An 11,079-nucleotide genomic window follows, 5' to 3' on the forward strand; every position below is an offset into this window, starting at 1 on the left:
GGGCTTGCTCGCGAAGAGGGAGTGTCAGTCGACATTGATGTTGCCTGACACACCGCCTTCGCGAGCAAGCCCGCTCCCACATGGATTGCGCTTGACTGACTGGCATTAATCGCCCCACCAACGCGACTACCCCACCAAGGCCATCAACTGTTGGCGTTGCGCATCCGTCAGCATCGGGCCTGCACCTGCACCGGCGTTTTCCGCCATGTAACGCGGGTTGCTGGTACCGGGGATGACACAGGTCACCGCCGGATGAGCCAGCAGGAACTTGAGCGCCAATTGCGCCCAGCTAATGACCCCCACTTGCGCGGCCCATCCCGGCAGCGGTTTGCCTTTCAATCGCGCGAGCAGGTCACCGCCGCCGAAAGGCCGATTGCAGATCACCGCCACACCGCGTTCGCGGCACAGTGGCAGGATTCGTTTCTCGACGCCGCGGTCGTCCAGGGCGTAGTTGATCTGCAAAAAGTCCAGTGGCTCGGCTTTCAGTACGGCCTCCACTTCGTCATACGCCGACGCGGTGTAATGGGTGATGCCGATGTAGCGGATGCGCCCTTCTGCCTTCCATTGGCGCAGAATGGGCAGGTGGGTTTTCCAGTCCAGCAGGTTGTGAATCTGCATCAGATCGATACGGTCGGTCTGCAACAGCTTGAACGACTGCTCCATCTGCGCGATGCCTTCTTCGCGACCCTGGGTCCAGACCTTGGTGGCCAGAAACGCAGGCGAACGAGGCCGATGGATCGACAGCAACTCACCGGTCGTCTGCTCGGCACGACCATACATCGGCGAGCTGTCGATCACCGTGCCGCCCTTCTCGAACAACGCGATGAGCACGGCGGGCAGTTGCTTGTAGGCGGCGTCGGAAGGCGCGACATCAAAGCCGCGATAGGTGCCCAACCCGACCATGGGTAACGGCTCGTTGCTGGAAGGAATGGCTCGGGTCAGCATGTTCTTGCCTCCTGTTTCCGTCGACGGCGCCGATGCGGCATAGGCCGGATCGAAGGTGAAGACCGCCGAAACACCGGCAGCCAGCGTGAGTATTTTTCTACGGCTGAAAACAATCATAGGCAAAGACCAGTCAGTAACACGCAACCCTGTGGGAGCGGGCTTGCTCGCGAAGACGGCGACACAGTCAACATTGATGCTGTCTGACACACCGCTTTCGCGAGCAAGCCCGCTCCCACAGGAATTGCGCTTGATTGACTGACATTGGGCACCTCTCCTGTACAGCTGAATTTGCTGAACTACACTTTGGCCGCACTCAGGCAATAGCTGTCTCAAGGCCCAAAGCAGTCCATGTCGTCCACTAAACTTAGTCGAATGTCGCGCCCCCTGATGTCTCTCTTCGCTTTCATTGCAATTGCGTACCTGGTGCTCTGCGCGGCGTTGTTCGTGTTTCAACGCGCCCTCATCTACTACCCGCAACCACGCGCCATCGACGCGCCCGAAACACTGCTGACGCTGCAAGTCGCCGATGCGCAGGTGCTGGTGACCGTCAGGCCACACGACGGCCCGAAGGCGTTGATCTACTTTGGTGGCAATGCCGAGGACGTTTCCCGCAGCCTGCCCGGGTTTTCGCAGGCCTTTGCGGATCATGCGATCTACTTGCTGCATTACCGAGGCTACGGTGGCAGTTCCGGGTCGCCGTCCGAGGAGGCGATTCAGCAAGATGCCATGACCTTGTTCGACATGGTTTACAACACCCATACCAATATTGCGGTAGTCGGGCGCAGCCTCGGTTCCGGTGTCGCCGTGCGCCTCGCCAGCCAACGCCCGGCCTCGCGGCTGATCCTGATCACGCCCTACAACAGCCTTGAAGACCTCGCCGCCCGCCAGTTCCGCTGGTTCCCGGTGAAGTGGCTGCTTCGGGACAAGTTCGAATCCTGGAAATACGCCGCTCACATCACCGTACCGACGCTGTTGATTGCCGCCGAGCACGACGAAGTCATACCGCGCTCAAGCACGGACCAGCTCTACACCCATTTCGCCAAGGGCGTGGCCTCGCTGCAAGTGATACCGGGCACGGGCCACAACTCGATATCCGAGAGCCCGCAGTACCTCAAGCTGCTGGGTTCCGCGTTGTGAGTCAGGTATAGGCCAACAATCGGCCGCACAGCACCACCGTGACCCATAACCCCATCGAAAGCACTGCCTGCACTTTGGCCATTGCAGGTGCCGCAATGTCTGTGTCCCACCGGCCGACTGAACGGTAAACACCGACGTGAAAAAGGGCTGCGTTGAGGCCCGCCGTAGCGATCAGGCACAGCTTTAAAATGAAAATATTATTGGTGGCGAAGTCATGGGGATGGGCCGTAAACATCATCAGGCCGGCCGGTACGATCAATACCAGGGCGGCGACGGACCATCTCAGCAGATGCCGAGCCAGCGCCGTCACCGGGATATCTTTGGACAGGCCAAGCACCCGCAGATCGAACATGAACACCGAGCCGACCAGCACCACGAAGCCAATGATATGAACCACCTCGACTATCGGGTAAAGCCACAACTCACTGCGCATGGCCAGACCGAGTCGCGAGCCATCCAGCCAGTCCAGCCAACTATCCGGACCTGTCCCCGCGCGGGCACTTGTGGTGTCCATCAACGCAACTCGGTGGTTTTATCGCCGATGGTGATGCGCTCTGCTCGCAGTTCATCGGGTTTGTTTCGATTCGGATAGCCGACCACGGTAGCCGTCGTACCGACATTCAACATGTCCTTGGACAGCCCACGGTTCTCCATGCGCGAGGGTGGTGCCAGAACGATGATCCACGTCTTGTCGGCTGTTTTGAGCCGCAAGAGCCCGTGCGGATGGGAATAACCGGATTCCTCAATGGTTCCGTTCAGCTGCATGGAGTTGCTGGAGTCGTACTCACTCCAGCCGTGATGAGCGAACGCCGCTGTGGCCACCAGTAGCGATGACAGTCCGATGCTTCTGAGCAAGACTTTCATGATGTGGCTCTCCTGTTTTATCTGGAGCTGCTGGGGCTACGACAACGATGGTTGGCAGGTTTCTCCTATGGCGAGACGAAAGCGTAGGCTAATCGTCGGAAAGGAAAAGCACTGGATGAGACTCAACCTGCCACCGTCGCCATGTGCGCCTTCAAAAAACCGATAAACGCCGTCACCTTGGGCGACGGCAAATGCTCCCGAGCCGTTACCGCATTCAGGTCCTGTGGCGGCCCGATCCATTCCGGCAGCACCCGGCGCAGTCTTCCCGCGTCCACATCGGCCTGCATGCTTTGATCCATGCCCAGGCTCAACCCTTCGCCGGCACACAATGCATCTTTGAGCAGAGCGGGATCGTTGGCGATGATGGTCGGCTCAACCCGATAACTGCGCATTTTGACGCCAGCCTTGCGCAACGGCCAAACGTAACCCACATCGCGCCGAGCCTGATGCAGCACCAATGTCCGGTGTTGAACCAGTTCGTCCGGCGTCGCCGGCAAGCCATGGCGCTCGATGTACTCAGGCGCGGCGTAGATGCCCGTGGCGTAACTCGCCAGGCGGCGGGCGACCAGACTGGAATCCGGCAAGGCGCCGAGGCGCAGCGCCACATCAACCTCCTCGCCGACCAGATCCAACGGCACGTGGGACGCCAGAATCTCCAGTCTGATGTGCGGGTACGCCTGACGAAAACCGGCCACCAACGGTGAAAACCAACTGACCCCGAACGAGTACGGCACCGTCACCCGCAGCCAGCCGCGCGGGTCATCGCGCAGTTGATGCACTGCCAGCTCGGCGTGTTCCAGGGTGGTGGCGATGTCCTTGCACTGGTCAAAGTAAACCGCTCCCGCCTCGGTCAGGCTCAACTGGCGCGTGGTACGGCGCAACAACTGCACACCGATGGCCTGTTCCAACTCGCGCACGCGGCGGCTGACGGTCGTCTTCGGAATCTGCAAAGCGTGGGCCGCGGCGGTGAAACTGCCCAACCTCACCACGCGCACAAACACCAGCGTGTCATTCAAGTCCCGGATCATTCGAGCCACCTGCGAGGGAAAATCAAGATGGCCCAATTGTGCCACTGACGGCACATTTCATACCGCTTTTATGGGCTAATCAACGCCACGGGCGGCACCTATCATCGGGGCTCTCAACTGGAGAACTCCCATGAATCTGAACGAATATGTAACCTACGACGGTATCGGCCTCGCGCAATTGGTGGCAACTGGCGAAGTCACGTCGGCTGAACTGGCGGAGCTGGCCATTGCCGCCGTGCAACAGGTCAACCCGCAAATCAACGCGGTCATTGAACACTGGTCGCCCACTGTCACCGAGGGCACGGGGCCGCTGGCCGGAGTGCCCTTCCTGATCAAGGACCTGGCGATTACCTCGGCCGGCCGCCGCGTTGAGCTGGGCAGTCGATTGGCCCAAGGCCTGGTGGCCGAGTCGGATTCGTACCTGATGCAACGCTTCAACGCCGCCGGCCTCGCCACCCTCGGGCGCACCACCACCCCGGAAATGGCCTTTAGCACCGAGACCGAATCCGTGCTCCAGGGCCCGACCCGCAACCCGTGGGACACTCGGCTGTCGGCCGGCGGATCGAGCGGTGGTTCGGGTGCCGCGGTCGCTGCCGGCATCGTGCCGATTGCCCATGCCACTGACGCAGCGGGTTCGATCCGCGTACCGGCATCTTACAACGGGCTGGTCGGGCTGAAACCGACTCGCGGCAGAGCCTCGAACGGCCCGGCGCTCGATGAGGTATTTGCCGGTTTCGGCGTACAACTCGGTCTGTCGAGAACCGTGCGCGACAGCGCGGCGTTGATGGACATCGTCCAGGGCTATGCACCGGGCGATCCTTACTACACCGCTGCACCGGACGAAGGTTTTCTGGCGCAGGTGGGACGCGATCCAGGACGATTGCGCATCGGCCTGCTCGACACACCGTGGAACGGCGCCGCACTGGATCCCGAGATTGCCGAGGCCACCTTGGCCGTGGCCCGCGAACTGGAAGCGCTCGGTCATCGCGTAGAACGAGTGATCGCACCACTCGGTACGTCGTGGGATTCATTCGTCCAGGCTAACGCCCACATCTGGTGTGCCACCCTCGTGCGCTGGATCGACGGGCTCGCCGCCGCCACTTCAAGGCCCATCGACCTTAGCACCCTGGAGCCCGCCACCCTCGCCTGCTACGCCTATGGCCTAGAGGCCCGCGCCGTGGAATTCGCCGGCGCGCTGGAAGTGCGTAACCTCATCGCCCGCAGCGTGGCCGGTTGGTTCGACGACTTCGACGTACTGCTGACGCCGACCCTGCCGCGCCTGCCCCACGCCCTCGACACCTACAGCCGTGGAGCGCAAACCATGGACGGTTTGCAATGGACTGCGCGGGTCTTCGAGCACTCACCGTTCACACCGGTGTTCAATGTGGCGGGGACGCCGGCGATGTCGTTGCCGCTGGCCATGTCCCGCGAGCAGGGTTTGCCCATCGGCCTGCAATTTGCTGCGCGATTCGGGGCTGAGGAGGTGTTGTTGCGGTTGGCCGGGCAGTTGGAACAGGCGCTGCCGTGGCATGAGCGCAGACCGCAGATCTGGGTCGGCGATGATTGAGTCAATGCCCCCATAACAGTGCTTGTTCAGCGGTTTCACTTCGGTTTTTGTGCTGGGAGGGCTGGCCTCATCGCGGGCAAGCCCGCTCCCACAGTGATCGGTGTCGTTCACAAATCTTTTAGTCAAAGCAGACACCTGTGGGAGCGGGCTTGCCCGCGATGAGGCCCGCGAGACACCCATCTGCCTGAGGTTGATCAGACGCAACTGCGTGTCTGTACTGTTCTTGAAACCTTTTTATTCTTCATTCCGCACAAGATTGCCGTCGGCGTCATAGACCAGATACTCGTCAGGATTGCTCGGATCATTCACGTAGTAACGGGCTTCGTTGCTGTTATCAGGGACTTTCAGGCTGGTGTAGGAACCGAGTTTCTTGACCTGTTTGTTGTTTTGACTGATCAACACCAGTCCACTACCACCGCCGGCCGGGACGGCGGCTGCGTAGCGGGTCTGGAAAGAGTTGATCCTGTTGTACTCCAGCGGAATCTGCAACGTGCCGGTCAGGTCGATGGCTCCATAGCTGTGATCACGCCCGACCACCGCCATGCCGTTGGAAAACGGCTCCACCTCGTCATACGGTAACTTGATGGGTAGCAGCGTCCCCTGGCGGTTGATAAAAGCAAATTTCTTACTTTTAGCGTCCTGCACCAGCAGCGGCTGCTCGCCGAAGAACCGACCTATCACGTTGTAACCCTGGAGGTTGATCCGTTTACCTTCCAGGTCGAAAACGTCCTGACGACTCCGATCGGCTGAGTGGGTGTAGAGGTAGCCACCGCTTTGCTCGATGTCAGAGAACTGTGGTGGCAGAATCTCCTTGCCGTCCAAGGTATAGGCGCCGTAGAGGCCTTCCATGGCATAGGTTTTTTTGCCAAGACGGGCGATGAACACGTTGCCGGTGACGGTGGGGTTGACGAACTTCATCGGCAACGTGAAACGGTGATTCCTGGCGTCGTAGAGCCCATAAGGTCCGTTGGTTTCACGCTCCACCAGCAGCAGGCCATCGTCCAATGTCTGCGTTATGTTTTCGAACGGCAGGTAGACGAGTTTATTGCTAGCGGCGGGAAAATAGGCGAGTTGGCTGCGCAATTCCTGCATGTCAGATTGAGGGTCGCTGGATTTTTCTAGTGTGAACAACGTGTAGATATCCGCCACCACGCTATCGTGCAGCTCTACCCAACGTGGTTTGATCAACCACTGTCCGGCCTGATCGATGAAGCCGTAGTGATCGGTTTTCCGGTCGCGGGCGATGTAACGTGTTTGCTCTGCAAGAACGTTGTGTACCTCGTTGATAACGGCGGTATTGTCTTCCATCGGATCAAGCACATGAATGACGATACGTTGCGGCGTGGCCTCGAACTGGTAGTCGGCCTCGGTGTTTTTCAGCGGCCCCGCCTGAGTGGAAAGATTACTGACCAAATGCTCCAGCCGTTGTTGCACAGCCTGACTGGTCTTGAACCGATCGAGATCATCCTTGGTCTGCAGCAGGGCTTTGTAAAAGTCACGCATCGCCGCAATATCGCCGTCCGAGGGGAAGGAGCGGGTGTTGTTGCCATTGCTGTAAAGCGCCTTGCCCGAATCGGTCAAACCCTGCACCACGAAGGTCGACATTTTGGGCGTACTCAGCCGCAGTGAGGCGCTTGCGTCACCAAGGGCCGTGAGCTGAAAATATTGGCCGTCGTCCAGGGTAACCTGCGGGTGATCCTTGTCCAGGACCACTTTTTTGAACGCCGGATAGCTGCGGTAAGCGATCGTCAGGCCGAGACTAGCCAAGGGCTTGTTGACCGATAGTGCGATGGGTTCACGGGACGACACACTATCGTGCGACTCAACCTTGGACTGCACCTTTATATCGGCGAAGACTTTCTCGCTGCCATCTCGAAACCGCAAACGCTGCGGACGGTACTGTTCGGCCACCGGCTCATCCGGCGTGGCGGCGCGCTTCCAGAGAGGATCAAGGCTGCTGGTGTCAAACCTCACTTCGGAACCATCAGAAAACAGCGTCTGAACAAAACGCAGGTCCTGGACCGACGCCAGCGCAGTTTTCACCTGCGCACTGGTGAAAGGGACAAACAGCTCCTCGTATTGCAACTTCTGCTCGTCGGCGGGCTTGGTTCCGTCAACTGTCAGGCTAAATTCCGAGTGAGTGACCAGCTCCAAAGCGCTGAGGGTTTCACCGGTGTCGTGGATCAAGTAGTTCAGACGCTTTTCCACGTCAGGCAGTGCCAGCGTGCCGATGTCCTCTACGCCGCCTTCGTTCATGTCCTCGGCGGTGAAGCTTTCACTTGTCGACGCACTGCTCTGGCGAAACAGGTAGTAGGACGTACAGCCCACCACTAACAGGGTCACGGTCAGTATCGACAACAATCTCAAACGAGGCGGAGTAAAGTTCATCATGGCTTCGGTAGTTAAAGGGCTGGAAAGTGCAGGCAGCGTCCTATCTGATTTCAATTGGCGTCCTGTCAGGCACCAACATCCAGATTTTTCGCATTTCGCTATTAGTTACAGCAATGCAACCATCAGTCCAGTCCCACAGATGATGAAGCGGTTCAAGCCACGCCCATCCATTGGGTAGACCATGAATCATAATGTTACCGCCTGGCAAATACCCGTTATGACGAGCAGCGGCTTCGTCTGCCGGATTCGGATATGAAATGTGCAAGCTAAGGTACGCCATTGATTTTGGATTGCGCCAATCAATGAAATAACGTCCCTCAGGCGTTTTCTCATCCCCTTCTCGTTGCTTTGCGCCGTCATTCGCGGCCGCTCCAAGCGCTATGCGATATTCGGCCAATACCACACCCTCTCGCCATAGAAACATCCGCCTTTCTTGTTTATTGACGGTTATCAAATCAGCCTGTTTGTTTGGCTGATCAAGCTCCGGGGTTGGAGCAGGACCTCCGCCCAAGCGGCCCATGACTGCCGTATACCCAAATGCCGCTATTAGTAGAAACAGCCCGGAAAGAGCCAAGCGCTTTAGCATGTTCAATCCTTTCAAGAAACAGCGGTGGTCAGCCCGGTTATTGGTGCCCTTCTCTGCCTTTTGGATAAAAGACCGACTCAGAAAAAAGCTAAACTTGAATAACTCACAACTCAGTTATCTCCTCACGGATAACTAAACCCCTTAACCAACGTCAACTCCCCCACCGCCCGCATCGGCACCAGGAACGTTTCCATCTTCTCGTTCGGCGTCCCCTCTTCCGTAATCACTGTGATGTGCGCAGTGGTCAGGGCCTGCGCAGCTTCCTCCTGCCCCTCCTCATCACTGCGATACCCGCCACCGTAGTAGTTCACGTACACCAGGTATTGCCCCTTGATCGGCGCCGGCATGGCGAAGATTTCCGGGCCGTAGCCGGTGGTGACGTCGACGTCGAGTGCGCCGCCGTTTGCCGCGACGCGGTCGCCGTACCAGATGTGGCCGCCGTCAGGCGTGACGAGGTGCAGGTCGAGGTCGGTGCCGTCACTGTCCCAGGCCAGCAGCACTCGCAACTTGGCCGGGGTGGCGCCGCCGCTGGTGTTGAGGAACTGCGTGCGGTGGCGTTGTTGGCCATCGGGGCTGCGGACTTCAACGCTGTTGCTGCCGTTGGGGAATGAGAACGGGCGATCATAGCGGCCGGTGGGGTCGAGCTTCAGCGGCATGCTGACGCCGTTGACGATCAGCTTGCCGGGCTCATTGCCCTTGGGCGTGGATTTGATTTGGCCGGTAATGCGAGCGGTATTGGCCTGCCCCACCGGTGTGTTGACCGAGGAAGCCGGGTAATTAACCGTCTGACGAAAGTTTTCGCCTTCGCCTTCGGGCGCGCCCGTGCGCCAGCCGCCGACGGGTGTGTCGAGTTTGACCGCGCTATCGGCGGCGAACGGGGTCGACCATACGCAAAAGGAACAAAGGAACAGGAGGACCTGTGGGTAACGGAGTTTCATGGCCTAATCCAGCAAGAGGTGGCGGGCGAGCCCTTCGATGTAGGTTTCATCCTGGCCGTTGGGGTGTGCTTCGAAGGCCAGGTGCAGGTATTCGTGGGTCAGGTCGAGGCGGTCTTGCAGCGACAGCACGCCGCGCACGTAAATGCGCTGGCGTTCGCGATCGACAAAAGGACGGCCGAAGGCCAGGCGGCAGACGGCGAAGGTGTTGACTTCGTTGTAGCCAACCTCGCTTTCCAGCCGTGGTCGCCAACCGCGGCGTTGTTTTTGCAGCCAGTCTTGCGCGGCGGGCAATGCATCACAGGAAGCCACTGGATTGTCCCAGCGGCTGAGGCTGGCGCGCGGGTAAGCGTGCAGCAGGATGGCGTCATAGCGTTGACCGGCATTGGCCTGTTCGACGGCTTGCAGCCAGGAGAGCTTGTCCGGCCCCGGTTGGTCGGAGTGATAGGTGACGTCGCTGCCGGCCAGGACCAGGTCGCTGGTCCACGCGGCGATGTTGCGTGATTCGGTCGCGGCCGGGCGTGGGGCGACGCGCTGTCGGCTGCTGCTGTCGTCGATGCTCAGGCAGTCGCCGTTGCGGGTGGCGTTTTGCAGCAGGTAGGTACGGATCGCGACGCTCAGGGCTTTGGCGGCTTCGGCGGGTTCCGGTCTGGCTTCGCGCTGCAGGACGCGGGCGACGTATTCTTCGCGGTCCAGACGGGCGACGAGTTTGTCCTTGAGCAAGAACAACTCACCGTCGCTATGGATATCGAGTTGATTGCCGTTGGCGAACTCGACGCGATAGTCGCCTTGCAAGGGCCCGGGCGCTAACACGCGATCCCCCGACAGCACGCGTTTGAGCGGATAACGCGCGAACAGGCTGACCTCGACGCACTTCCCCGCCTCGGCGGGCCAAGACGAAGGCAACACCGTCGCCAGTGCCTGACCGTAATTGCGCAAGACCATTTGACTGGTGCCGCGCCCACCGGCCCAGATCGGTGTGCCGTCCGCCGTCCAGCCAGCGAACCCGCCCTGGCGCGACGAAGGGTCCTGATCCCCCAACCAGCTCCAGGTTTTCACCCGCAACCGACCGCCAAGCTCACCGACGACATTGCCGTCAGCCGCATTCAGCACCACATCAAGCAACACTCGCCGCGCCTGATCCTGCGCCGGCATCACGGCCAAGACCTTCAGCAACTCAGCCACCGAAACCCGGGTCTGCGGTTGCAACGACGGCAAATCCAGCAACCAGCTCGGCGCTTGTCTCGCCTGCCAATAATCGCGCCATTCAGCGCCAGCAATGCCCAGCCGTGCAGGCTCAAAGTACAACCCGCAAGACTTCACCAACGCCTGATCGCGCTCAATCCTGCCGCCCGCCGTGCAGCAATACACTTCTTCCTTCGATTGCCCGCGACATTCATAAGCCGGTTCCCGTGCGCCGGTGTCCACCAGCCAGCCGTAGACAAACAGCTTCCACAAGCTGCCCAGAGGGGTTTGCAGATCAGCAGGCAATGGCTGACGCGAGATCACCTGAGTCTGGCTCAACGAAAGCAATTCATCCTTGAAGCCCAGTCGCAACGGTTCGTCCTGCGCTGTCGCCAGCGCAGGCATCAAACACAACAACCACCAGACCAGACGCCGGGTCAT

General features: G+C 59.6%; 10 protein-coding genes. 2 read left to right on the plus strand and 8 right to left on the minus strand.

Features of this window, described 5'->3' with window-relative positions:
* Positions 1–126: 126 nt before the first annotated feature.
* Positions 127–945, minus strand: coding sequence for an aldo/keto reductase (locus AC1RQB_RS00455; RefSeq protein ID WP_063343192.1), 819 nt, complete (start codon positions 943–945; stop codon positions 127–129).
* Between the two features lie 348 nt (positions 946–1,293).
* On the opposite strand from AC1RQB_RS00455, the gene AC1RQB_RS00460 reads away from it, so the two are divergent.
* Entirely contained in the window at positions 1,294–2,082 is a 789-nt protein-coding gene (locus tag AC1RQB_RS00460) for an alpha/beta hydrolase (protein WP_063343191.1), read from the plus strand.
* 1 nt (position 2,083) lies between these two features.
* Here the strand turns inward: AC1RQB_RS00460 and AC1RQB_RS00465 are convergent, their stop codons facing one another.
* The 3 genes from AC1RQB_RS00465 to AC1RQB_RS00475 form a co-directional block, all read right to left on the minus strand.
* On the minus strand, positions 2,084–2,596 hold the full coding sequence (locus AC1RQB_RS00465; RefSeq protein WP_063343190.1) for a DUF6644 family protein: 513 nt from the start codon (positions 2,594–2,596) through the stop codon (positions 2,084–2,086).
* Positions 2,596–2,946 carry a DUF6152 family protein gene (locus tag AC1RQB_RS00470; protein ID WP_007895167.1) on the minus strand — a complete coding sequence of 117 codons (351 nt, stop codon included), beginning with the start codon at positions 2,944–2,946 and terminating at the stop codon, positions 2,596–2,598. The genes AC1RQB_RS00465 and AC1RQB_RS00470 overlap by 1 nt, the downstream gene beginning before the upstream one ends.
* 122 nt (positions 2,947–3,068) lie before the next feature.
* Positions 3,069–3,974, minus strand: coding sequence for a LysR family transcriptional regulator (locus AC1RQB_RS00475; protein ID WP_063343189.1), 906 nt, complete (start codon positions 3,972–3,974; stop codon positions 3,069–3,071).
* A gap of 130 nt (positions 3,975–4,104) precedes the next feature.
* On the opposite strand from AC1RQB_RS00475, the gene AC1RQB_RS00480 reads away from it, so the two are divergent.
* Positions 4,105–5,541: an amidase gene (locus AC1RQB_RS00480; RefSeq protein WP_063343188.1), complete on the plus strand. Its 1,437-nt coding sequence runs from the start codon at positions 4,105–4,107 to the stop codon at positions 5,539–5,541.
* A gap of 234 nt (positions 5,542–5,775) precedes the next feature.
* Here AC1RQB_RS00480 and AC1RQB_RS00485 read toward each other — a convergent pair whose 3' ends face one another.
* The 4 genes from AC1RQB_RS00485 to AC1RQB_RS00500 all read right to left on the minus strand — a co-directional run bounded on the left by AC1RQB_RS00485 (position 5,776) and on the right by AC1RQB_RS00500 (position 11,079).
* Positions 5,776–7,929 carry a WG repeat-containing protein gene (locus AC1RQB_RS00485; RefSeq protein WP_063343187.1) on the minus strand — a complete coding sequence of 718 codons (2,154 nt, stop codon included), beginning with the start codon at positions 7,927–7,929 and terminating at the stop codon, positions 5,776–5,778.
* A gap of 43 nt (positions 7,930–7,972) precedes the next feature.
* The gene (locus tag AC1RQB_RS00490; protein WP_008073987.1) at positions 7,973–8,518 is read right to left on the minus strand and encodes a L,D-transpeptidase family protein; all 546 of its coding nucleotides are present in this window, start codon (positions 8,516–8,518) and stop codon (positions 7,973–7,975) included.
* A gap of 122 nt (positions 8,519–8,640) precedes the next feature.
* Positions 8,641–9,456, minus strand: a complete 816-nt coding sequence (locus AC1RQB_RS00495) for a YfaP family protein (RefSeq protein ID WP_063343186.1) — start codon at positions 9,454–9,456, stop codon at positions 8,641–8,643.
* A 3-nt stretch (positions 9,457–9,459) separates the two neighbouring features.
* Positions 9,460–11,079: a DUF2300 domain-containing protein gene (locus AC1RQB_RS00500; RefSeq protein WP_063343185.1), complete on the minus strand. Its 1,620-nt coding sequence runs from the start codon at positions 11,077–11,079 to the stop codon at positions 9,460–9,462.

The organism is Pseudomonas sp. GW822-FHT02E03 (assembly GCF_058802325.1).

Bases quoted from the DNA above. Each gene is read 5' to 3' on its own strand.
- AC1RQB_RS00455 (WP_063343192.1), bottom strand. From the start codon at position 945: ATGCTGACCCGAGCCATTCCTTCCAGCAACGAGCCGTTACCCATGGTC.
- AC1RQB_RS00460 (WP_063343191.1), top strand. From the start codon at position 1,294: ATGTCGTCCACTAAACTTAGTCGAATGTCGCGCCCCCTGATGTCTCTC.
- AC1RQB_RS00465 (WP_063343190.1), bottom strand. From the start codon at position 2,596: ATGGACACCACAAGTGCCCGCGCGGGGACAGGTCCGGATAGTTGGCTG.
- AC1RQB_RS00470 (WP_007895167.1), bottom strand. From the start codon at position 2,946: ATGAAAGTCTTGCTCAGAAGCATCGGACTGTCATCGCTACTGGTGGCC.
- AC1RQB_RS00475 (WP_063343189.1), bottom strand. From the start codon at position 3,974: ATGATCCGGGACTTGAATGACACGCTGGTGTTTGTGCGCGTGGTGAGG.
- AC1RQB_RS00480 (WP_063343188.1), top strand. From the start codon at position 4,105: ATGAATCTGAACGAATATGTAACCTACGACGGTATCGGCCTCGCGCAA.
- AC1RQB_RS00485 (WP_063343187.1), bottom strand. From the start codon at position 7,929: ATGAACTTTACTCCGCCTCGTTTGAGATTGTTGTCGATACTGACCGTG.
- AC1RQB_RS00490 (WP_008073987.1), bottom strand. From the start codon at position 8,518: ATGCTAAAGCGCTTGGCTCTTTCCGGGCTGTTTCTACTAATAGCGGCA.
- AC1RQB_RS00495 (WP_063343186.1), bottom strand. From the start codon at position 9,456: ATGAAACTCCGTTACCCACAGGTCCTCCTGTTCCTTTGTTCCTTTTGC.
- AC1RQB_RS00500 (WP_063343185.1), bottom strand. From the start codon at position 11,079: ATGACCCGGCGTCTGGTCTGGTGGTTGTTGTGTTTGATGCCTGCGCTG.